Origin of the sequence: Mycobacterium pseudoshottsii JCM 15466, from assembly GCF_003584745.1 — a bacterium.
In the GTDB taxonomy this organism is placed as follows: Bacteria; Actinomycetota; Actinomycetes; order Mycobacteriales; family Mycobacteriaceae; genus Mycobacterium; species Mycobacterium marinum.
The window spans coordinates 3,211,074-3,232,325 of sequence record NZ_AP018410.1 but is presented as its reverse complement, the minus strand read 5'-3'; the positions used below and the strand labels follow the sequence as shown (position 1 = coordinate 3,232,325).

Annotated in this window: 20 protein-coding genes and 3 pseudogenes; 7 read left to right on the top strand and 16 right to left on the bottom strand. The window is 64.4% G+C overall.

Features of this window, described 5'->3' with window-relative positions; genetic code table 11:
• Nucleotides 1–78: 78 nt before the first annotated feature.
• Together MPSD_RS14685 and MPSD_RS28160 are read right to left on the bottom strand one after the other, a co-directional pair.
• A complete protein-coding gene (locus tag MPSD_RS14685) occupies nt 79–921 on the bottom strand; it encodes a PPE family protein (RefSeq protein ID WP_232022526.1) in 843 nt (280 codons plus the stop codon).
• Between the two features lie 282 nt (nt 922–1,203).
• The gene (locus MPSD_RS28160; protein WP_096370750.1) at nt 1,204–1,389 is read right to left on the bottom strand and encodes a PPW family C-terminal domain-containing PPE protein; all 186 of its coding nucleotides are present in this window, start codon (nt 1,387–1,389) and stop codon (nt 1,204–1,206) included.
• A 637-nt stretch (nt 1,390–2,026) separates the two neighbouring features.
• Between MPSD_RS28160 and MPSD_RS14670 the strand changes: the two are divergent.
• From MPSD_RS14670 to MPSD_RS14645, 6 genes and pseudogenes are all read left to right on the top strand, one after another.
• Nucleotides 2,027–3,229 (top strand): annotated as a pseudogene (locus tag MPSD_RS14670) (ISAs1 family transposase).
• A 36-nt stretch (nt 3,230–3,265) separates the two neighbouring features.
• Nucleotides 3,266–3,583: an ISAs1 family transposase gene (locus MPSD_RS14665; protein WP_011741144.1), complete on the top strand. Its 318-nt coding sequence runs from the start codon at nt 3,266–3,268 to the stop codon at nt 3,581–3,583.
• Between the two features lie 697 nt (nt 3,584–4,280).
• Nucleotides 4,281–4,970: a type VII secretion system ESX-1 target, MMAR_2894 family gene (locus tag MPSD_RS14660; protein ID WP_015355632.1), complete on the top strand. Its 690-nt coding sequence runs from the start codon at nt 4,281–4,283 to the stop codon at nt 4,968–4,970.
• Between the two features lie 173 nt (nt 4,971–5,143).
• Nucleotides 5,144–5,422: a hypothetical protein gene (locus MPSD_RS14655; RefSeq protein WP_015355631.1), complete on the top strand. Its 279-nt coding sequence runs from the start codon at nt 5,144–5,146 to the stop codon at nt 5,420–5,422.
• A gap of 77 nt (nt 5,423–5,499) precedes the next feature.
• The gene (locus tag MPSD_RS14650) at nt 5,500–5,910 is read left to right on the top strand and encodes an NYN domain-containing protein (protein WP_020725390.1); all 411 of its coding nucleotides are present in this window, start codon (nt 5,500–5,502) and stop codon (nt 5,908–5,910) included.
• A 92-nt stretch (nt 5,911–6,002) separates the two neighbouring features.
• Nucleotides 6,003–6,371, top strand: coding sequence for a DUF732 domain-containing protein (locus MPSD_RS14645; protein ID WP_015355629.1), 369 nt, complete (start codon nt 6,003–6,005; stop codon nt 6,369–6,371).
• Nucleotides 6,372–6,451: 80 nt separating this feature from the next.
• On the opposite strand, the gene MPSD_RS14640 is transcribed toward MPSD_RS14645, so the two are convergent.
• From MPSD_RS14640 to MPSD_RS14575, 14 genes and pseudogenes are all read right to left on the bottom strand, one after another.
• A complete protein-coding gene (locus MPSD_RS14640; protein ID WP_106407455.1) occupies nt 6,452–7,117 on the bottom strand; it encodes a CAP domain-containing protein in 666 nt (221 codons plus the stop codon).
• A 61-nt stretch (nt 7,118–7,178) separates the two neighbouring features.
• Nucleotides 7,179–7,672 (bottom strand): annotated as a pseudogene (locus MPSD_RS14635) (hypothetical protein).
• Nucleotides 7,673–7,746: 74 nt separating this feature from the next.
• Nucleotides 7,747–8,310: a hypothetical protein gene (locus tag MPSD_RS14630; protein WP_011740762.1), complete on the bottom strand. Its 564-nt coding sequence runs from the start codon at nt 8,308–8,310 to the stop codon at nt 7,747–7,749.
• A 43-nt stretch (nt 8,311–8,353) separates the two neighbouring features.
• A complete protein-coding gene (locus MPSD_RS14625; RefSeq protein WP_020787342.1) occupies nt 8,354–9,817 on the bottom strand; it encodes an MCE family protein in 1,464 nt (487 codons plus the stop codon).
• Entirely contained in the window at nt 9,818–10,987 is a 1,170-nt protein-coding gene (locus MPSD_RS14620; RefSeq protein WP_086085706.1) for a virulence factor Mce family protein, read from the bottom strand.
• A complete protein-coding gene (locus MPSD_RS14615; RefSeq protein WP_015355625.1) occupies nt 10,987–12,270 on the bottom strand; it encodes a virulence factor Mce family protein in 1,284 nt (427 codons plus the stop codon). Before MPSD_RS14615 ends, MPSD_RS14620 begins: the two co-directional genes overlap by 1 nt.
• The gene (locus MPSD_RS14610) at nt 12,267–13,550 is read right to left on the bottom strand and encodes a virulence factor Mce family protein (RefSeq protein ID WP_020787344.1); all 1,284 of its coding nucleotides are present in this window, start codon (nt 13,548–13,550) and stop codon (nt 12,267–12,269) included. Before MPSD_RS14610 ends, MPSD_RS14615 begins: the two co-directional genes overlap by 4 nt.
• Complete coding sequence (locus tag MPSD_RS14605; RefSeq protein WP_036426559.1) at nt 13,547–14,575, bottom strand: virulence factor Mce family protein; 1,029 nt, start codon at nt 14,573–14,575, stop codon at nt 13,547–13,549. The genes MPSD_RS14610 and MPSD_RS14605 overlap by 4 nt, the downstream gene beginning before the upstream one ends.
• 64 nt (nt 14,576–14,639) lie before the next feature.
• Nucleotides 14,640–16,025 carry an MCE family protein gene (locus tag MPSD_RS14600; protein WP_086085705.1) on the bottom strand — a complete coding sequence of 462 codons (1,386 nt, stop codon included), beginning with the start codon at nt 16,023–16,025 and terminating at the stop codon, nt 14,640–14,642.
• 4 nt (nt 16,026–16,029) lie between these two features.
• Complete coding sequence (locus tag MPSD_RS14595; protein ID WP_015355621.1) at nt 16,030–16,884, bottom strand: ABC transporter permease; 855 nt, start codon at nt 16,882–16,884, stop codon at nt 16,030–16,032.
• 9 nt (nt 16,885–16,893) lie between these two features.
• Entirely contained in the window at nt 16,894–17,727 is an 834-nt protein-coding gene (locus MPSD_RS14590; RefSeq protein ID WP_085981917.1) for an MlaE family ABC transporter permease, read from the bottom strand.
• 324 nt (nt 17,728–18,051) lie between these two features.
• The gene (locus MPSD_RS14585; protein WP_036426561.1) at nt 18,052–18,246 is read right to left on the bottom strand and encodes a ferredoxin; all 195 of its coding nucleotides are present in this window, start codon (nt 18,244–18,246) and stop codon (nt 18,052–18,054) included.
• Nucleotides 18,243–18,659, bottom strand: a complete 417-nt coding sequence (locus MPSD_RS14580; RefSeq protein WP_012394578.1) for a nuclear transport factor 2 family protein — start codon at nt 18,657–18,659, stop codon at nt 18,243–18,245. The genes MPSD_RS14585 and MPSD_RS14580 overlap by 4 nt, the downstream gene beginning before the upstream one ends.
• A pseudogene (locus MPSD_RS14575) lies at nt 18,656–19,938 on the bottom strand (cytochrome P450). Before MPSD_RS14575 ends, MPSD_RS14580 begins: the two are co-directional and overlap by 4 nt.
• A 116-nt stretch (nt 19,939–20,054) precedes the next feature.
• Here MPSD_RS14575 and MPSD_RS14570 point away from each other — a divergent pair.
• Nucleotides 20,055–21,251 (top strand): LuxR C-terminal-related transcriptional regulator, encoded by a 1,197-nt coding sequence (locus MPSD_RS14570; RefSeq protein ID WP_020787351.1) that lies wholly within the window; start codon nt 20,055–20,057, stop codon nt 21,249–21,251.
• The last annotated feature ends 1 nt before the right edge of the window (nt 21,252 follow it).

The window sequence follows — 21,252 nt, the reverse complement described above, 5'->3', positions numbered from 1 at the left end:
TCCAGATAGCCCGTGCCTACACTCCGGCCCCAATAGCGCGGCACCAAAGATCATCAACCCAGCTCACAAGCCTGCTAATCAACAACGCCGGAGCCCTGCGGCCGGCACGAGCCACGGATTTGCGATGATAAAACCAATAAAGCTGAAGAAAGCGATGAACACTTCGACGTAAATGGCGAATAGCGCTACCTGGATTGCAAGTATGATTCCAGAAAGGCTTAAGGAAAACGCTGCAATAACGATGCTGATAATCGCCTCGATAATGCGCCAAACGATGTTGAACAGCGCGGTGAGCAAGACGGTGAGTATGCCCCCCAGCGTGCCGACGGCCGCCGCTTCGGCGCCGCCGACTGCGGCGGCGGCTTCGCCGGCGCCGGGGGCCAGCAGCATCGGTGCGGGGGTGTTGGGTGGTGCCGAGAGCACCGCCGCGTCACAGGCCGCGCCGTAAGCGATCATCGCGAGCGCGGTCCGGATCCACTGCGCGGCATACCAGGCCTCATTGACGGCGATCGGGATTGTGTTGATCCCGAAGAAGTTTGTCGCGATCAGTACGCCGCGAAGAGTGCGGTTGGCGATCAGCTCGGCCGAGGTGGGCGTGGTGGCCAAGGTGAGTTCATAGGCCGCAACGGCACTTTCGTATGCGACGGCTGTTTGCGCGCAGTCGGCGCTGGTCTTTTCCAGCCACGCCACATACGGCAGGTGCGCGGCTTGATACCGCCCTGCGCTTGGGCCCTGCCAGGTGTCGGCCTGCACCTGGGCCAAGAGGGCGGTCAGTTCCGTGGCCGCGGCGGCGTGTTCTGCGCTCAACGCGGTGTAGGCCCCGGCGGCGGCGAGCATCGGGCTAGGGCCCACACCGCTTTCCAGTTGCAATCGGTGCAACTCCGGCGGCAAGGCCATCGCATAAAGCGCTGTCACCGACATCTGGCTGCCCCCGATCCACATCGAGCCGTCGTCTCCAAGAGGACGGCAAGCCCCAACCGCAACGTCACTTCGCAATCCCCCTCTGTGGCTCAGCTGCTACGCCATCGAAAACTTGCTGTCCCGACTCGTTGCCCATCGGGCATCCTCGGCAGAAGGCTAATATACAGTACGGTAGCGTTCCTTCGGGTCGCATTTGCTGCGGCGCGTCTCCGGCGAGGGGAATTCGGGACGCAAAGGCGTGTCCCGGTTGGCGTGGCGGTAGCGATACGCACCGTTAGCGCGTCAGGCGGGAGGTGCGGCCCGGCTCGCCGGAAGCATCGGCATATTTGGATCGCCATCGTGGTTGGCGGCCACCGCGACCAACCCGCCGGGATGGGCGAGATCCGCCCCGTCGGCAATGCCGGTGAGCCCCATCGTCCCGGCACCCCTATCGCTCACCCCGGCCGACGCCGGCCGGGTTGTGGGCACTTGTCGAACCGTCGGAGATCCAACCGATCGCCGGGCCGGCGTGTCTTTGGACGCCTTTGGATCTTCGTCCGTGCGCGACACGGCGGCCGCGTCCTGGATTACGCGCTCTTGGTCGCCGACCCCATCGGAACGGAGTGAATGTACACGACAGGAGGGGTTCTCCTGGGGGCTGTCTTGTCACCCCGTAGCACCGCTCTGAACAGTCGGTTTGCCTCGCTTGCGAATCTGACCGGCGATGCTCGCAACCGGTGGCGTGACTGTCGGGCTGCGCTACGGCACCGGCAGATCGCCCGGGCAAGAACCTGTCGGGATCAACGACCAAACACCTCGGTGGGCCGTCGAATTGTGTCCGTGATCGCCACGACTATTTGCGCCCGTTGATTTTCCCGGAGGATTCCGCGGGTGCCGGTGAAGTGAACCCAGTCGTGGCCGGTTCCGATTACCGGAAAAGGCCGGGAACCCGTTATCGGAAAGCGGGTGAATGGGCCATTGCCCAGGGTTCCGGCGTTGTTGATTAGCAGGCTTGTGAGCTGGGTTGATGATCTTTGGTGCCGCGCTATTGGGGCCGGAGTGTAGGCACGGGCTATCTGGAGAACGATCGAGTTGGTTACTGTTCGTCGTTGGTCTGGAGTTGCCCGTGCCTACCGTTTCAGTATTGCGTGTGTCGTCGGTTCCAGAGGTGTTCGACCGCTGGAGTCCTGGTGAGCGCAGCGAGTTCATCGGATCGGAGTTTCTCGATGTGTTGGCCTCGGTGCCAGACCCGAGGGGCCCACGCGGTCGGAGGTATTCGCTGATGGCTTTGTTGGCGATCGCGGTTCTGGCCACTGCCGCGGGGATGCGCGGCTATGCTGGTTTTGCCACATGGGCGGCCACCGCTCCCGATGATGTGTTGGCCCAATTAGGGGTCCGGTTCCGGCGGCCCAGTGAGAAGACCTTCCGCGCTGTTTTGTCTCGGCTAGACCCCGCCGACCTCAACGCCAGGATGGGCAGTTACTTCACTGCACACGTGGCCAGCAGCGACCCCAGTGGATTGGTGCCGATCGCGTTGGACGGCAAGATGCTGCGTGGTGCTTTACGCGCCAAAGCGACAGCCACGCATCTCGTGTCGGTGTTCGCCCACCGTGCCCGATTGGTGCTCGGTCAACTCGCTGTCGCCGAGAAAAGCAATGAAATTCCCTGCGTACGTGCCCTGCTCACGCTGCTGCCGGGTAGCTTGCGGTGGCTGGTCACCGTGGATGCGATGCATACCCAGGTCGTCACCGCGAAGTTGATCTGCGCCACCTTGAAGTCGCACTACCTGATGATCGTCAAGTCCAACCAAGCCAAAATATTTGCGCGTATCACCGCGCTGCCCTGGGCCGAGGTGCCCGCAGCCGCTACCGACGACTCCCGCGGCCACGGCCGTGTCGAGACCCGCACCCTGCAAATCATCGCCGCTGCACGAGGAATCGGCTTCCCCTACGCAAAACAAATCATCCGGATCACTCGTGAACGCTTGATCACCGCCACCGACCAGCGCAGCGTGGAGGTGGTCTATGCCATCTGAAGCCTGCCGTTCGAGCACGCCCGCCCTACCGCGATCATGGCCTGGATGCGTCAACACTGGGGAATCGAGAACAGCCTGCACTGGATACGCGACGTCACCTTCGACGAAGACCGTCAAAGGGCACATACCGGAAACGGCGCACAGGTCCTAGCAGCGCTACGCAACACCGCGATCAATCTGCACCGCCTCAACGGCGCCGACAACATCGCCGAAGCCTGCCGGATCACCGCTTTGACCGCCAACCGCCGCCTAGACCTCCTCAATCCACAATCCCCCAGCTCACAAGCCTGCTAATCAACAACGCCGGAGCCCTGCACCGACCAGCGCAGCGTGGAGGTGGTCTATGCCATCTGCAGCCTGCCGTTCGAGCACGCCCGCCCTACCGCGATCATGACCTGGATGCGTCAACACTGGGGAATCGAGAACAGCCTGCACTGGATACGCGACGTCACCTTCGACGAAGACCGTCAAAGGGCACATACCGGAAACGGCGCACAGGTCCTAGCAACGCTACGCAACACCGCGATCAATCTGCACCGCCTCAACGGCGCCGACAACATCGCCGAAGCCTGCCGGATCACCGCTTTGACCGCCAACCGCCGCCTAGACCTCCTCAATCCACAATTCCCCAGCTCACAAGCCTGCTAATCAACAACGCCGGAGCCCTGGGCCATTGCCGACGGCGAGCTGGTCGGATTCGGGGCACCCGCGGGCGATGCGTGCAACGGCCATTGAGCTGGCCGCACGCTGGTCGGCAGCCGGTACCGTCCGCGCGACGTCCGCAAAGCCGGACGAGCGCAAGGCCGGTGCGACGATTTCGTCCCGGGCCGGGCGGAATGACCGCCATCGTCTCTACCACGCGAAGCCGGCATTTGATATGGGAGAGAAACTTGCAGGTTGCGAGGTTCTTGGTGGGGTCTTGGGCCACCACATATGGTTCGGTCGCACACCCGCAGCGCCTGTGAGTGGATAGTCGGAGTAAGCAGTGGCTTCCTGGTTCTGTGCGTTGCGCTCACCCGCGAACTCGCCGGTGCCGGCGGCGCCGATCGTCCTCGTTGGCGAGGGCGGGCACTCGGCGGTGATTTACACGACAATTCGCCCGTAATTGCGGGAGCGGTCACACTTGGCGCAGTGAATTTCCTGCATGTTCTCAGGTGTTGGCCCTGGTAATCGTCCTGATCCAGAAAACCTGCTGGCTAGTGGTCCAGTCCGTCGTAGAATTGAGCAATCGTCCAGCAAAGCTGGGACGGTGTGTGCGGCGACAGTCGCGCGACGGATCAGTTGGTCGTTGGACTGCAAGGGCGCGAACGATTCGTGCAGCGCACAATTACACAGGAGCGTGCAAATGGATCCCATGTCACACGACCCGGCCGCAGGCGACATTGGCTCTCAGCTGGTCGACATCGGTACCCAGGGCATCAGTGCTGGTACCACGGCAGCGATGACTGTGCTGACCGGTTTGATCCCGGCGGGAGCTGAAGAAGTCTCGGCGCAGGCCGTCCTGGCCTTTGCTCAGGAGGCGGCCACGATGTTGGCGTCCAATGTGGCGGCTCAAGAAGAGTTGATGAGGACCGGCACGGCGCTCAGCGACATCGCGCGCATGTACGGTGACGCCGATGATGTTGCCGCGGACGCGTTGACCTTCCGTGGCGCGGCAATGTCGAACCCCGCTGCCGCGGGCAGCTCTGGTTTTGCGACTGGTGCGGGCCTGCGCGCCGGCGCGTTTGCCACCGAAGCGGGACCCGCGGCCCAGCCGCTGGTGTCCCAACTGATTGGGTCGCAGTCCTCGCCGATGGCGGCCGCGGCCGCCAACGCGGGATCATCGGCGATGAGTGGTGCCGCGCCGATGGGAAGCGGGATGGGCGCGGGCTCGTCGGCAGGCGGCGCATCCAAGCCAGGGCTGGTATCAGCCACCGGGCCCGCCGATGAGGAAGAACGTAAGGACTCCGCGGCTGCGGGCGAACAAAACGGGCTGGCGGACGTGGGCCAGCGAGAGGACGCGAGCGGCTCTCACCCGGTCGAACGCTTGATGTAGCGGGCCTTCGGCAACCAGCGCGGGGCCGGCGCACTGTTGTGCGCTGCGGTGGTGGGTTCAAGACCGTCGCCAAGCCGTCGAGAATGCTGCGCTGGCCCACAGACACTTCGGGGCGCCGGTCTCCTACGCTTGCGCTGTGACGTGCTAGTCCCGGAAGCGAAAGAGAGGCTGTTGTGACCGACCCCGACATGGCCACAGTCCTGCGGAACATGAAAGTCCCGGTGCGGATGACCGGCAGCCAGGCGCTTCGTGACTTCTTGCTCATCTACGTCGACGATGAAGAGTCGCTGGCGACCCCAGAACGGCTCAAGCAGTTGAACGGCCTGCTGATCCTGTCCCACCTCGAGGTCGTCAATGCCCTCGGTGCGATGGAAGCGGCGGCCACCGAGCAGCATGTTGAGCGATTCCGCAACGAGATCAACAGGAAGTTCCGCAAACGCAGATGGGGGTAACGGGCTCGGCGCCGCCGCGAGATCGCTAGGCGAGGATTCGGCGGACGCGTCCCACGCTCGTCGTCGTACGGTGAAGTGTGCATTGGATCATCGACGGCATGAACGTAATCGGCTCGCGGCCGGACGGATGGTGGAAGGACCGCCACGGCGCGATGGTCGCGCTTGTGCACAGACTCGAGCGTTGGGCATCGGAGCAGGACGGAGCCGGCGGAAAGGACGTCACCGTGATATTCGAGCGGCCTCCGTCAACGCCGATCTGCTCGTCGGTTCTCGAGGTAGCGCATGCGCCCAAGGCGGCGGCCAACTCGGCTGACGACGAGATCGTGCGCCGGGTCGCAGCGGAACCGCAACCGCGCGACGTTCGGGTGGTGACGTCGGACAAGCTATTGGTCGAGCGGGTCACAAACCTGGGTGCATCAACCTATCGGGCGGAACGTTTTCGTGACCTCATCGATCCGCGTGGTGCCAAGCATGGGGGCGAGCGCTGAGGCCGCGTTCGCCAGCGGCCCGGGTGGTCAGCGCCAAATTGGCCTGCTAGATCCTGTTTATCCGCCGGTCGTTGCTGGATAGGATGGCAGCCATGGCGCATCGCAGTTGGCCGATTGCCTTGGCAGCCGCCACAGTTGCCCTGGGCACGATCCCCATGGGTATGGCCACGCGAGCATATGCCGCGCCGGCTCCAGAAGTGGAATACGTCTACAACGTGATGGTGCGGCGCCACTACGATTTTCCGAACAATGACGCGATCGGCTACGGACACGGGATCTGCGGCAAGGTCAGTGGCGGTCAAAGTTACGCCCAGGTGATGGGTGACGTAAAGAATGATGTGACCCCTAACGACGAGTTCGCGGCCAACTACCTGGTGTCCTACGCGGTCAATCTCCTTTGCCCCGAGCAAGTCTGGCAGCTGCGGAACTCGGCGGCGAACTACCGGCCACCGGCGGAGTAACTCGAGACCCAACGTTGGCGCCGGTACGGCAGCCGTGGGCAGAAGTGCGAGTCAACTTCTGAAGGTGTTGCACCCCTAGCCTATTCGGGTGGCATGGCGGGCGGCGGGTAGACGCCGCGCAGAATCCAGGGAAGCCAATTGATCCCGTATTCGATCTCGTCGCTGGCATCGTAGTCAGGGCTGGGGTCGATCGGAACGTTCTCGGGCAAAGCCACCGGTGGCGGCGGCTCGATTGGCGCTGTAACCGGTGGTGTCGCCACCGGGCGGTCGAGCTGTCCGTACATAGCCACCACGACCGTGCGATCCGGGCTGTTCTCTGACCACACCCCGATTTCGGTGTTGGCGCAATCCGACATGATCGCGAAATACGCCGGGTTGTAATACCACTGGTTGAGCAACTCCACGCCGCTGATCGCCAGGGCAGGATTGATGGCCACGGTTTCGGCGACTTGGCCGTGGAAGCCGGCGGCGCTGGCGCGGTCGGAAGGTGCGGATCCGTCAGAACCAATGCCGCCACCGAGGTCGCGGTTGTTCAACACATCGAGGGTGTGCCATTGCGCGGCCAGCTGCAGCTGCGGGTTGATTCTCACGTCATTGGTGCAGCCGGCTTGATGCTGGACGGTGTAGACATTGGCGACCACTCCGTCATTGAGGCGCTTGTTGTCGGCGCGCGCTGCGGGCATGCCCAGCGCAGCGCCGGACACCATGGCGACCGATGCGGACAGAATCAGGTATCGGTGTCGCATTGTCGTCTTCCTTCCCATACTGGCCCTTCGTGACCGGTCCGCCCCCTCGTGTCTGGCCGACTCACACCGGGTCAAATCGCGAAATCAGCCACCGCCCGTCGACCTTGTCGAGGGTGACCCGAACGCTGGATGCGGTGCTGGTGGGCGGGTCCTGGCTCACGATGATGGTCTGGTTCACAAACAGCAGAACGATCGCGTGCTCGCCGGTTGCGACACCGAGGCCCCGGCTGGCACGATGGCCACCGCCGAAATATCCTTCTGTTTGGCCCCCGGGATGACCACATCGCGGGTCAGCGATGTGTAGTCGCTCAGGAATGCGCCGGTCAATTTGGCTCGTGCGGCCTCGAGGTCACTGCGCACGGTGTCAGGCCGGTAGGACAGCAGCGCGATGGTCCCCGCGGTGGCGGCCTGGACGGATTCCGCACGTGCCTGTGCCGCATCGCGAACGGCGCAATCCTGCCACTTCGCAAACCCGGTTCCGCCTGCCAGCAGGAGCGCCAGGGCGGGCAGCAGGCCGTAGGCGATCACCGGCCACCAGCGAAGTCGACGCCGCACCACCGCCGGTGGTTCGCCGCTGCCCGCGGTGTCGGTGTCGCCGCACTCGCCCGCGCCGGGCCGGCTGACGGCGGTCACGGTACGAATCCGACCTTGGCGGCTTTGAATCCGTCGTCGACCCTCTCGAGGGTGATGCGTATCCGCCATATTCGCGGCATCGGGTCGGGTTCACCGCCATTTGAGGTCTGCACCGAAACCGCCACCAGCGCCTGGGCCGTGTCGGCTGTCTCCGACTCCAGTCCGGCCTCGGTTACGGTGCCCACCGTGGTGGCCTTGGCCTGCCGCAGGACCTCGATGAAAGGCTTTGAGCGTTCGGCGAAATCGTTGTAGAACTCCCCCGTCGCGCTGTCCAGAATGCGGTGCACGTCGGAATCGCCATGTTGCCAGTCGATGGTCGTCAGGTTCAGCGCAACCTGCCTGGCGACTCGCAGAGCTTGGCCTTGTCGGGCTTGCGCCTGACCGGCTAGATGAACGCGAAATCCAAACCACCCCAGTGGCGCTGCCAATGCAACAACCACGGCCAGGCCGAAGAGCGTGGCGCGCAGCGGCGCGGACCGGTGTTTCTCGGCGGCGGAGTCCGCGCATCGGTGTTCGAGTGCTTCGTCTGGGGGCGGTCCGGGACTGGTCACCACGCTCATGAGGCCCTCCGTTCTATCGGGGTGATCGTGTGCACCCTTGGCTTCAGGGCACCGGTGGTGGCAACAGCATCGATTGCCATGTCTGGTCTTTCGGAGCGGTTTGGGCCAGGTCGGACCGGGTGTACTGGCGGCCGTCCGGTCCCGTGTAGGTGCCGGTGGCCGGGTCGTACTCGGCGGCGGCGATGGGCGGCGGAGGAGCCTCCCCGGGCCCAGCGGCGGCAGGCGGCGGCGGGCCGGGTGGGAGTTGTGGGATGTCTTGGCCGGAAAGGGTGGAGTTGGGGTCGCCCTTCCAGTTGTAGCCGTCATTGAGCGGCACGTACTGTTCGTTGCTCTCGCACAACTTCACCGTTGGTGCACGCTTGCCGGGAACGGTTTCGCACGGGATATTGCGCGCCCCACGCACATTGAGCGGCGAATCCTGCGGCACCCGGCAGTACAGGTCGCCGGCCGGACGGTTCGGGTAGTCCTCGAAGGTGGGGACTCGCTGCTGCTGGGCTGGCAGGAATCCGGTGGAGCACGGCGGTGGCAGGTTGAGGTTGAGGTTAAAGCTCAGATACTGGCCGTGGTAGGCCTGTTTGGTGTTGACGTTGGCCAGGATTCCGGCTTGTTCGGCGCTGATGGCCATCGGGAACACCACCAGCAGCTGCTCGATGTCGTTCTGGTAGGCCAGCGCGACCTGGCCGACGCTGACGAGGTTGGCAAGCAGGATCGGCAAGGTGGGTTGCACCCGTTCGAGCAGTGAGTTCACCTCGTCCAATGCTGGGCCGCCATTGTCGATGGTTGCGGCGACGGCTTGGTCGTGGGTCTGCAGTTCGGTGGTGACCGCGGCCAGGTGCGACGCCCATCCGGCTATCGCATCCGAGCTATGGGTTTGTGAATCCAGCACCGGCGGGGTCTGGTCGATCAGTGCGATCAGCGGGTCGAGGTTCTTGCGCGCGTCGATCGCCAGGTTGGAGGTGCCCGTGATCAGACGGGAGAGTTCGGGACCGAGGCCGCCGACGGCTGTGTACGACTCATTGATGACGGTTTGCAGGTTCTCGTGCGGGATGGCTCCCAGGGCGGTGTTGGCCGCGCTGAGCAGGGTGTTGATGTCGGGCGGAACCGAGGTGTTGACCAGTCTGATCACGTCGCCGTCCTTGAGCGGGGGCGAGGTGGCGTTGCGGGGCAATAACTCGACATAGGTTTCGCCGATGGCGGTTTGGCTATGCACTTCGGCTTTGAGGTCGGACGGAATGTCGATGCCCGACTTCAGCGATAGGACGGCCACGACCCCGGTGTCGGTCAGCTGCACCGACTCCACCCGGCCCACTTCGGAGCCGCGATAGGTGACATTGCCGGGGGTGTACAGCCCACCGGACTTCGTCAGCTCCATTGTCACCGTGTAGCGGCCGACGCCGAAGAGCATGGCCGGCAGTTTGGCGAAGTGCAGGAACGTGATCGCCAGTACGCTCAGCGCGATGACGGCGAAGATGGTCAGCTGAATCATGACGCGGCGCTCTAGATGCATCTAGGGCCCCTGGTCCCAGTGGTACGGCACGGTGAGTGGATTGCCTGGGGTTCCGCGGTATCCGGCGGTGCACGGGCTCGGGAACTGACCGATGGTGCGTCCCCACTGCAGTTCGAGTTCGGTGAGGTGGCATTCCCAGCGGGTGCCGGTCAGTAGCCCTTGGTCTATTCGACTCAGCGTGAGGTCGACGATCGCCGTCAAGTTGGCGTAATCACCACGCTGGAAGTTCTGGAACGTTTCGTTCGGAAAGGGAAAGGTCGCCAGCAGTGATAGCGACCGGGTCATGCTGGGTCCGGCGTTGGCCAACGATTCCAAAACCGGTCCGAGCTGCCGCAGTTCGCTGACCAGGTTGGCCTTGGTCTTGTTCACCGAGTCGGCGGTTAGGGCGCTGAACTTGCTGAGCTGGTCGGCTGCCGTAACGAGCTTGTCCCGCTCGTCATTGAGCACGGCTAGGGCGTCCGGAATGGTGGCCAGCGCCCGATCCAGGACGGGCTGCTGTTCGGCGAACTTTCCCACCAACCGGTTCAAGCTCTCAGTGGCTTCGATGATGTCATCGGATTGGTCGTCGAGGGTCGCGGTGAAGCTATCCAGCTGTGCGATCAGGCTGCGCACATCGTGCTCGCGCCCGCGGAATGCGGTGCTCAATGCCTCGGTGATGTCTTGGACTTGGCCCAACCCGCCCCCGTTGAGCACCAGCGACAGCGCCGCCAGGGTCTGCTCGGTGCTCGGGTAGACTCCGCCGCGGGACAGCGGAATCAGCGATCCCTCGCGCAGCCTGCCTTGCGGTGCATCATGTTTCGGGGCAGCCAGCTCGATGTGATAAGAGCCGAGCAGGCTGGTGGTCCCGATCCGGGCGGTCGCGTTGGCCGGCAGCGCGACGCCGGCATCCAGCCGGATCGTCACCAGCGCGTGCCAGCCCTGGCGCTCGATTCTTGCCACATGGCCGACCGTCACGTCGGCAACCCGCACCCTCGAGTTCGGCTGGATGTTGTTGACGTCCGGCATCTGCGCCTGGATGACAAACGAACCCGGCCTGTTGCCCTCGGTGCCCGGCAGTGGTAGCGAATTCAGACCGCGCCAGCCGCAGCCGGATACTGCGGCCAAGGTAACCATCGTCACCAGGACTGTGGCCAGACGCGGCGCCACCCGGCGCCGGTGGCGGACGCGCATCAGCCACCTCCCGGCGGGACCATCATGCCGCGTAGCCCGGCGGCGGGGTCGGGTTCCACAGTCACATCTGCTGGTGGTTCCGCAGGCGGCATATCCGGCTGCGGCGGAACGTAGTCCGGTCTCATCCAGTCTTCGCTGTAGGTGACTTCGTTGGGCCGGGCCTGGGCGCCGACGAACAGGTTCTCCCCGAGCGGGGGAAAGTTGTATTGGCGGTTCTTCAGGATCGGAGCCAGATATTGCACGCAGAGTTTGGCTGCCTGTTCGCCGCCCAAGCGGGAGGCGGACTGAATTGCACCGCACAGAAACGAGATTGGGTTGGCGAAGTCGTTGGCGGCCAGCGCGCCGGTGAGCGCCCCGTTGGCCGGTTCGAAGATGTTGTTGAAGTTCTGCAGCACCGTGGGCCCGATGTGCAGGGTCTGCTTGATGTCGTCGAGGCTGGCCACCAGCGCGTTGCTGATCGACGCCAGCTTGTCTGAGGCGGTGCCGACCGCCTCCCGGTTCTCGGCGGCGAAGCTCTGCACATCGGCGACCACCGCGTTGATGTCTTTCACGGCCTGACCGACCTTGTTCGGATCTGTGGCCAGCAGCGAGGAAACCGCGGCGAGGTTGTGGTTGAGTTGCTCGAGCAGGTCGGCACTGTCGTGCAGTGCAGACACCAGCGTGGACAGGTTTCGTACGGTGGAGAAGATGTCATTCCGGTGATCGCTGAGAGTCGAAACCGTCTGTGAAAGTTCGACAATCGCGTCACGAATGGTGGATCCCTGGCCACGTAGATTGTCCGCGGCGGTATTGATGAGGGCACCCAACGTGCTGACGCCGCCCGGCTCGGTGGGCTTGAGCAACTCGGTCAGTCGTTGTAGCTGGTTGCGTAGGTCATCCCACTCCACCGGCACCGCGGTGCGCTGCTGCGAGATGATCGCGCCGCTGGCCATGGTGGGTCCACCTGAGTAGGGCGGGGTGAGCTGGATCGCCCGACCCGTCACCAATTGTGGCGACAGGATCGCCGCCTTGGCGTCGGCGGGAACCTTGTACTTGCGGTCGAACCAGAACGAGATCTTGGACCGCAGCGGCTGCGGCTCGATCTTGACTATCTTGCCTACTGGCACGCCCCGGATGAGGACGTCGTCACCGGCGAACACCCCGTTGCTGTTGTCGAAGTAGGCGACCACGAGCGTTCGGGTCGCGTCCCCGGCGGTGCGCATTGCCGCGATCACTCCGGCGACCAACACCAGGATGAGTGTGGTTGCCAGCACCGAGCGGGTCCGCCGCAACCTCGTGGTCATGACGCACCACCCGGCTGCGGGCCCGGCACCTGGACCGGTCCCGGGGTGGACGCCAAGCCCGGCGGTGCGACCGCGGGCGGCCCCGGTGGTGGCCCCCCGGGCGGTGGAGCCGGCGGTGGCTCCCGGTATGGGTAGCGCGGATCGCCGGGGTTGCCGGTAATCGCGTCCGGCAGCGTCAACCGCGGCTCGCCGCCCTGACCGGTGCGCGGGTAGGCCATCGGCAACGGCGGGATGCCGGGTTGCCCAGTGGGCGGATCGGTCAGCTGCGAGGGCAGCAAGGTGGCCGGGTCCAGCCCCAGATCGGAGAATGCGGCGCCGATGAACGGTTGCACGAACTGGCCCGGTAGCAGGTTGACCACGTAGGCCTTGAAGAAGGGGCCCGAGGACACCGATTCGCCGAGTGACATGACGTAGGTGTTGATCAACGGAATCGCTTGCTGCAGGCGCTCTTTGCGACTCTCGACAATGTCGAGCACCCCGTTGAGTTTGTCCAGCGCCGGCCGTAGCTCCTGGCGGTTGTCGGCGATGAAGCCCTTCAATTGCCGTGCTACCGCGGAGATGTTCGCCCAGATCTGGTCCAGGGCCGCACTTTGGGTCCGAAGCTGCACCAGCAGTGCATTGGTGTCGCGTACCAGGCCCGCGATCTGATCGGTGCGGTTGGCCAGCACGCCAGTGGCTCTGGCCGCGTTGTCCAGCAGGCTGCGCAGTTGCACGTCACGCTGGTTGAGTGTTCGTGCGAGGCGGGCCACTCCCTGTACCGCGTTGCGGAAATCGGCCGGGGTGTCGGCAAAGGTCTGCGCCAGGGTGTCCAGTGATTCGGACAGCTGACCGGTGTTCAATCCGCTGATGGTGCTGGCCAGGTCGCCCAGCGCGTCGGGCAGCTGGTAGGGCGACATGGTCCGCTCGACGGGGATCGGGCCGGTGAGATGGCCCTCTCCACGCGGCATCACCTCGACGAACTTGCTACCCAGCAGGCCTTTGGTCTTGATAGCCGCCTCGGTGCGCTCACCGAGGCGGATGTTCTTGTCGACCTTGAACGTGACCCGGGCGCCGGGCTCGTCGAGCTCGATGCTGGACACCTTCCCGACGGGATAGCCGGAGACCTCCACCGTGTTGCCGGTCCGCAACCCACCCACATCGGCGAAGTATGCGCAGACGCTGGTGCCCTGGTCGAAGAACGGGAGCTTCTGATATTGCAGGGCACCCCCCACGACGCCAGCGGCGGTAAGGATGCCCACGGTGCCGACCAGCAACAGGTTGCGTTCAGCGAATGACTTCATTTCGGTGTGCACCGACCTGTGGCCTGACCGGCGACCTTGATGTACACCGGCTGCCCACCTTTGCCGTTGACCTTCAGCACGACGTCACACAGGTAGAAGGCGAAGAAGTCGCCGTACATGCCCTGCCGTACCAGCGCCTGGTATCTGCCCGGCAACGTGTTGAGCAGATTGTCGAGGTAGTCATGATCGGCCAGCGCGATGGTCGCGACCCGGTCGGTCTCGTGCAGCGCCTTCGAAAACGGTGCGCGGGCCTGCGAGAGCAAGTCGGCGACCGATCCGGCCGCGGCGTTGGTGTATGCCACCGCGTTGGATATGTCGGTTCGGCGTTCGGAGAGCCCCGCAATCAGCTGCGACAGCGACGCCACGGCCTTGTCCAGCCGGTCGCTTTGACCCCCCAGCGAACCAAGCACCACGTTGAGATTGGTGACCACCTGACCGATCAGCTGATCCCGATCGGCCAATGTGTTGGTCACGGCCGCAGCCTGGTCCAGAAAAGTTCCGATGGTGGGGCCCTGGCCCTGAAATGCTTGCAGCAGTTGGTCGCTCAGCGCATTGACCTGGTGGGGGTCCAGGGCGCGAAACAGTGGCCGGAAGCCGCCGATCAAGGCGTCGAGATCCAGTGCCGGTTTGGTGTTGGCCAACGGAATTGTCTGACCGGGCTTGAGGATCGTGAGCCCGCCGGCTCCTTCCTCGAGTGCCAGATAGCGGTCGCCGAAGAGATTGTCGTAGCGGATCACCGCCTGGGTCCCCTGGGTGAGGGTGACCGAATTGTCGGCGGTGAACTCGACTTTCACGGTCGCATCGGGATTGATGGAGATCTTCTCGACCTTGCCGACCTCAACCCCTGCGATGCGGACCAGCTTGCCTTCTCTGAGGTTGGAGACATTGCTGAACTCGGCGTAGTAGGTGTTGCCGTCGCCGAAGCGCACCTGACCGAAGACAGCGACCAGCAGAAAGGCGGTTAGCGCGCAGACCGTCAGGAACACGCCGAGGCGGATCACGACGCCTCTGAGGTCTTCCCGCATTGCTACTCCCCCGCTTGTCTTGACCGGCACGCACCGGCGCCGCCCTGGTGCCGTCATGGGTCTGTCATGGTGATGGAGGCCCCGTCTCCTGCTGGGGTGCAGGGGGTTCGGGTATCGATGCGGGCTCAGTGGGAGCCGGCGGGACCCCCGGCCATAGCGGCACCCCGCCAGGGCCGTACAGCGCGGCCTCATACGGCGGCCCCCCGGGGTTGGGGCCGATCGCCGGCCCCGGCAGGCAGGGGCGCACCGAAGGAGGCTGGGGCACAGCGCGGGTCACGGGCAAGTAGTCGGCCCAGCAAGGATGCCCGATTCCGGGGTTGGGCCGGATGTCGAGTCCGGTTCCCCAACCGGTGTCGGTGACGAGCTGACGCACTGGGAAGTTCTTGGTCGCATCTGGCAATGATCCGCAGCCCGGCGCTCCGCCGGGGCCGCCTTTTGCGGCGACGAGCGGCAGGTTGTCGGGAAAGACATAGGGGTCATTGCCCAGCAGCAGTGCGACATCGAGCTGCAGGGTGCGGCCGTCGGCGCCACCCCAGGCCGCATAGCCGCCATTGTCGAGGTACCACTTGGTGCCCTGTAGCAAGCAGGTGTATTCGGGGTTGTACTTGAGTAGCAGATTCGTGGTCGGCTCGAGGATATTGATCGATGTGGTCAGGTTCTCTCGGTTGTTGGCGAGCAGATTGGTCCCGGTGTCGGCCAAGCCGATCACGTTGAGCAGCAGGGAATCCAGCGACCTCGCGTGGTCCACCACGGTGGTGCTGGTGGTGCTGGCCGCATCGAGGATCGTCAAGATGTCGCGCGCGGCCGCGTCATAGGTGTTGCTGAAATCTCGCAGCGACCGCCAGTTCTGGCGCAGCGTGTCCCGACGTGCATTGAGTCCCTGCAACACCTGGTTCAGATCGGTGGTTGCCTGACCGATGCGTTCCCCCTGTCCGCGAACGCCTTCGGCCACCGCGCTCAGCACGGCGTTGAGCTTCAGCGGATCGATCATGTTGAGCAGGTCGACGACGTTCTCGAAAACGGTGTTGATCTCGGTGCTGAGGTTCTTGGAATGCAATACCGCCCCGGCAGCCAGCCGAGCGCGACTCGGGGTCGGCGGTATCACCAGGTCGACGAACTTCGCGCCGAACGCGGTGGTGGCGCTGATCTGCGCCTCCACATTGGCAGGGATGTAACGGATCTGGTCGGGGTCGATTTCCAGTTCGAGACTGGCGCCATGGTTGCTGTCGATCTGACGGACCCGGCCGACCTGCACCCCACGCAACATGACCTTGGCGCCGGCGTCCATCACCAGCCCGGATCGTTCCGAAGTCAGGGTGACCGCAACATACGGTCGCAAGGTGCCGGTGAAGGACACGGTCGTCACGAGGATGGCCGCGACGATCGCCGCGAACAGGATCACGGTCCACCAAGCATCGTGCAGACGGTGTTTTCCCGGCCCGCGACCCATGCCACTAGCTCGCCAGGTGGAAGTTGGGTGACTGGCCGTAGATGGCCAGCGTCATGATGACGATTGCTATCGAGGCGACGACCATTGACGCGCGTACGGCCCGGCCGACGGCCTCGCCGACCCCGGCCGGCCCGCCGTGCGCATTGTACCCGTAGTAGGTGCAGACCAACATGATCATGAGTGCCACCACGACGACTTCGAAGGACGACCAGAGCACGTCGGTGGGGCGCAGGAACGTATTGAAGTAATGGTCGTACACACCGGACCCCTGGCCGTAGATGGCGGTGGTGCCAGCCCGCGCGGCCAGATATGCGGTGATGAGTCCGACGCAGAACAACGGGATGGCCACCACCACTCCGGCCAGCACCCGGGTGCTGGCCAAGTAGCTGACGCTGCGGATACCGATCACCTCGAGCGCGTCGATCTCTTCGTTGATCCGCATCGCACCCAGCTGCGTGGTGGCGCCGGCGCCGACGGTTGCGGCCAGCGCGACCATGACGGTGCCCGGCTGAATTTCGCGAGTATTGAAGAAGGCCGACGCAAAGCCCGTCAGTGCTTCCACACCCACCGACGCAAACTGGTTGTAGCCCTGCACCGCCACGATTGCGCCGGTCGTCATCGCCAAGAACCCGACGATGACGACCGTCCCGCCGATCACCGCGAGCGTCCCCGCGCCAAAACCCATCTGCGCGATCACCCGCAGCAGCTCGCTGCGATAGTGCATGACCGCATCGGGGATCCCGGTCAGCGTGGTGACATAGAACCGCATCTGTGAACCCAGCCGATTCCACTCGCGCACCAGGCTTTTCGCCGTGCGTCGCAGGCGATGGCGGGAGCTTCTCGAAGCGCTGACTGTCATGGTTTCACCTCACGACACCATGAACGGGATGCCGACGGCGGTCACGACGATGTTGATGACGAACAGCACCACGAACGCGAAGACCACGGTCTCGTTGACCGCTCTGCCGACGCCCGCCGGACCGCCGCCCACCGATATGCCCTTGTAGCAGGCGATCAGCCCGGCCATCAGCCCGAAAAGGGTCGCCTTGATCATCGAGATGACGACGTCGACCGTGTGAGTGAGTGTGGTGAGTCCGGTGACCCACGCACCTGCCGAAACATGCATGAGGAACACCGAACACAAGAATGCCCCGATGAGTCCCGTCGCGATCACCAGCGAACTCAGCGCCAGGGAGACGGTGGTGGCGGCCAGCACTCGGGGAACCACCAGAGCCTGGATCGGGTTGATTCCCATCACCCGTAGCGCATCGAGTTCCTCGCGGATGGTCCGCGCACCCAGATCGGCGCACATTGCGGTGGCGCCCGCGCCCGCGACCACCAGGACGGTGACGATGGGAGCGCTCTGGTCCACGGTGAAGATCGCGCAGCCGGTGCCGGAGAAGTCCGCGGCGCCGATATCGGTGAGCAGCACGTTGAAGAGGAACCCCGAGATCACCGCCCACGGGATTGTCATCAAAACCCCGGGCAGCGTGGATACCCGCGCCACGAACCAGCATTGGAGTAGATATTCACGCCATGCGAACGGCGGCCGGAACATCGACACGAACGTGTCGAGCGTCATGGCGAAGAAGTCGCCGAGCGCTCGGACCGGCTTGGTGACCGATCCGGCCAGCGGACGTGCGACCGGGTCGGCTACCGGATCTGCTACCGGGCTGGCCGCCCGATCGGTCAGAGTCACCATGGTGTCGCGCACCATGTGGCATTGATGCCGAGGCCTCGGGTGGGGTTGCTCACGCTGACCATCCGGACAGGTCGAGTTGGACGGGTGACATCGGTGAGGGTACGCGGCGCAAGCTGCACATGTCCATAGACAATACGCGCTATTGAAGCCTCGGTATCTGTAAATATCGAAGCAAGATGCCAGTTATGGCTAATGATGTATCTTGATAGTACCCTAATGATAGGCGCGCTTGAGGGAGATCGAGTGTGGCGGATGTCCGCGGCGTTCGCGCGCTCTGGGCCGGTGCTGACTTCGCCGTCGAATGCGGCGCCGGGCCACATCCCCTCAGCCCGACATCAGCTCGAGCGCCCCCGACGGGCACAGTTTGACCGCATTGCGCACCCGGCGTTCTTCGTCGGCGGGCACCTCATGGGCGGCCAGTACCACGATGCCGTCGGCGTCCTGATCGAAGAAGGCGTCGGCCGTCATTACGCACATGCCGGTCGCCATGCAGATCTCCCGGTCGGCGGCGACCCTCATGAGAAGGCCTGCAGGGTGAGGGCGGAATTCATGAAGTCCCGGAAGTGCAACCAGCGACCGTCGCGCAACGTGATGATGTGCGCGAACTCCGATTCCCATTCGTGTCCGGTGGCCAGCCGCCGGAACCGCTGCCGGCCCCAGGTCGCGAGATCGTCACCTTGCGCGATGAACTTCCACGGCTCCATCTCGACGATCTCGATCGCCTGGCCAACCTTGGCGAAGAATGTCATCGCCTCGTCGATGCCGCGGTAATCGCCCGCGTAGGGGATCTTTTCGGTCCCGTAGTAGGTGATGCGCACGTCGGGGTCGAGGTGGTGCAGCGCGGTATCCAGGTCGCCGGCCGGCACCGCGGCATAGATGGCCTTGGTTGCCTCGATGTTGCGCGACTCCCGTGACTCGGTGGTGACCGTCATGACAGGTGCAGGGGTAGCCGGACAAATGCGTGGGTCAGCAGGCTGGCCGTCTGCTTGGTGCCGGGGTCGTCGGTCAGCGCGATCTTCTGATAGCGATCCAGCACGGCGTTGAGGACGGCGAGCACCTCCAGTCGGGCCAGTGAGGCACCGAGGCAGAAGTGCAGGCCATGCCCCAGCGAGAGCTGCTGGCGAATGTTCGGCCGGTCGATGTCCAATCGTCCCGGGTCGGGGAACACGGCGGGGTCGCGGTTGGCCGAGCCGAAGAACAACGCGACCCACTCCCCCTTGCGGATCAGCTTGTCGCCGACCTCGACGTCGCGCGTGGCGATGCGGAACAGGCGCTGTGGCGGCCCGTCGAGCCGAAGCGTCTCCTCAACGAAAATGTTCAGCAAGGTCCGATCGGCGCGGACGCGTGCCTGCACCTCGGGCTCTCGGGCCAGCGCGTGCAGCAGATTTCCGATCAGGGATGTCGTTGTTTCGCTGCCGGCTACCACCAGCGTCACACAGAACCGGACGATCTCTTCGGGGGTGAGCCGCTGCCCGTCGACCTCGGCGCGCAACAGCGCCGAGATGAGGTCTTCGGCATCCTCAACGCCATCGCTGGCTTCGCGTTCGGCCAGCCGGGCGGTGTGTTCGGCGAGCCGGGTGGCGAAGGTGCCCACCATCTCCTGGTTGCTCGCCATGCGTTCTTCGGGGGTGAGCGACGAGGACAGCATGAAGGCGTTGGCCCACCGCCGGAACCGCACGTGGTCGCCATCGGGCAGGCCCAGCAGTCGCACCATCGCCCGGGTGGGAATCTCGGTGGCGAAGCCCATGACTTCTACGACCCCGTCCGGTGAGCCGTCTTCGGCCCCATCCCGAGAATCCTTTTCGAGATCGTTGAGCAGCTGCGGGATCAGGTCATTGAGCCACCCCTCCAGTCGCTTGACCCGGCGCGGCGAAAACGCCTGGCTGACCAGTTTGCGTTCGACTTCGTGCTTGGGCGGATCGGTGTTGACCAGCATCAGGCTCGGCGCCGACGACGCCTCCTGCAAGGGATCGCGGGACGAGAAGGTTGCCGCGTCGCGCGCCGCGGCAAAGACCTGGTCGTAGCGGAACAGCGCCCAGGCGGTAACCGGTTCGTCGGCGCCCGGGACGGTTCCAGGGGCCAGTCCCGATACCCCGCAACGGGCGAGAGCCCTCTGAGTTCGTCATAGAGCGGATAGGGATTGGCGATGCCTTGCGGGGTAGTCAGAAGTTCGACGGCTGGCACCGTCCCTGAAACGGTCTCTGTTGACATGTCATCCAGCCTCTGACAACCCCGGTGGCAGGTCGATCCCCCGTTGGGGAGGACTCTTGCCCCCGTAGGAGGGGAGTTTGGGCTTTTCGCCGCGACGGGCCATCCCGGAGAGGACAGTGGGAGGGGTGATCGATGTGGTCGATATGCCCGATCCCCCCGCATTCCCCACGTTGGCCGACGACGAGCACCCCGGCTGGGCGTCGCGTCCGATACGGGAAAGCGATGCCACTCGTCACTATCGGGAAGCGTTCGGCGATTGCAACGTCGATCCCACCGATGACCCCATGGCGGTGGTTGCCGAGGCCATCGACGTCAACGCCGCCGCGGTGCGCCACGCCCTGGAGTCCCTCGGTGACGTGCATGCGGTCAACGCCCTCGAAACGCTGTTGGATTTGTCCTCGCTGGAACGGGAGATGATCGAGGACGGTGCCGCACGCCGCACGCTGGCGCTGTTGCAGGTGCAGGAGGCCTTGAGCAAGCTGCGCGCCGTGGACGACGTCGCGATGATTGTCGACCGGGCGCCGCGTGAACTGGTGGAGTCGTGCGGGTTCGATCGTGGTGTGCTGTTTCGAGTGCACGAAGGCCGAATGGTGATGGAATCGGCCTACTTTGGGGAAGACCGTGAAGGTGCGGAGAAGATGGTCGCCTTCGCGCAATCGGTAGCACCGCTGTTGGATCACATGCTGATCGAAACCCAGATGATTCGCCGGCACGCGCCCGCGATCGTGCGCGATGCCCGCAATGATCCGCGGGTGAATCGACCGATCGTGGACTTTTCGCTGACGCATTCCTATGTGGCGGCCCCGGTGATGCCGACCGGCAAAGTGATCGGTTTCCTGCACGCCGATCGGTTGTACTCCGGGCGCATAGTCGACGAGATCGACCGAGACACGGTGTGGGCGTTCGCCGAAGGCTTCGGATATGCCTATGAGCGAACGGTTCTGCTGGAGCGCATGCGGCGCCAGCACGCCGAGGTGCGCAGTGCGCTTGCGTCCGCGGACGAGGCGGCGCGCGCTCTGCAGGATGCCGATCTGGACCTGCGCAAGATCGAGCCGGTCGAACGTAGCCCCGCGGCAAGGTCGTTGGCCGAGGTGCAGACGCGAGTGATGGCCATGCTGACCCGCCGGGAAGTGGAGGTGCTGCGGCTGATGGCGGCCGGCCGCACCAATCAGCAGATCGCCGACGAACTGGTGATCTCGGCCGGCACGGTGAAATCTCATGTCAAAAGGGTGCTGCGGAAGCTGCATGCGACGAATCGGGCCGAGGCGGCCTCGGCGTACGTCCGGTTGGCCAGCGTTCCCGAAGTTGTTTGAC

Excerpts from the sequence above, each read along its gene's own strand:
- MPSD_RS14620 (WP_086085706.1), bottom strand. The coding sequence starts at position 10,987 with ATGCGCGTCCGCCACCGGCGCCGGGTGGCGCCGCGTCTGGCCACAGTC.
- MPSD_RS14615 (WP_015355625.1), bottom strand. The coding sequence starts at position 12,270 with ATGACCACGAGGTTGCGGCGGACCCGCTCGGTGCTGGCAACCACACTC.
- MPSD_RS14630 (WP_011740762.1), bottom strand. The coding sequence starts at position 8,310 with ATGAGCGTGGTGACCAGTCCCGGACCGCCCCCAGACGAAGCACTCGAA.
- MPSD_RS14645 (WP_015355629.1), top strand. The coding sequence starts at position 6,003 with ATGGCGCATCGCAGTTGGCCGATTGCCTTGGCAGCCGCCACAGTTGCC.
- MPSD_RS14600 (WP_086085705.1), bottom strand. The coding sequence starts at position 16,025 with ATGGGTCGCGGGCCGGGAAAACACCGTCTGCACGATGCTTGGTGGACC.
- MPSD_RS14640 (WP_106407455.1), bottom strand. The coding sequence starts at position 7,117 with ATGCGACACCGATACCTGATTCTGTCCGCATCGGTCGCCATGGTGTCC.
- MPSD_RS14660 (WP_015355632.1), top strand. The coding sequence starts at position 4,281 with ATGGATCCCATGTCACACGACCCGGCCGCAGGCGACATTGGCTCTCAG.
- MPSD_RS14605 (WP_036426559.1), bottom strand. The coding sequence starts at position 14,575 with ATGCGGGAAGACCTCAGAGGCGTCGTGATCCGCCTCGGCGTGTTCCTG.
- MPSD_RS14585 (WP_036426561.1), bottom strand. The coding sequence starts at position 18,246 with ATGAGGGTCGCCGCCGACCGGGAGATCTGCATGGCGACCGGCATGTGC.
- MPSD_RS14685 (WP_232022526.1), bottom strand. The coding sequence starts at position 921 with ATGTCGGTGACAGCGCTTTATGCGATGGCCTTGCCGCCGGAGTTGCAC.
- MPSD_RS14580 (WP_012394578.1), bottom strand. The coding sequence starts at position 18,659 with ATGACGGTCACCACCGAGTCACGGGAGTCGCGCAACATCGAGGCAACC.
- MPSD_RS14595 (WP_015355621.1), bottom strand. The coding sequence starts at position 16,884 with ATGACAGTCAGCGCTTCGAGAAGCTCCCGCCATCGCCTGCGACGCACG.
- MPSD_RS14590 (WP_085981917.1), bottom strand. The coding sequence starts at position 17,727 with ATGGTGACTCTGACCGATCGGGCGGCCAGCCCGGTAGCAGATCCGGTA.
- MPSD_RS14610 (WP_020787344.1), bottom strand. The coding sequence starts at position 13,550 with ATGAAGTCATTCGCTGAACGCAACCTGTTGCTGGTCGGCACCGTGGGC.
- MPSD_RS14625 (WP_020787342.1), bottom strand. The coding sequence starts at position 9,817 with ATGCATCTAGAGCGCCGCGTCATGATTCAGCTGACCATCTTCGCCGTC.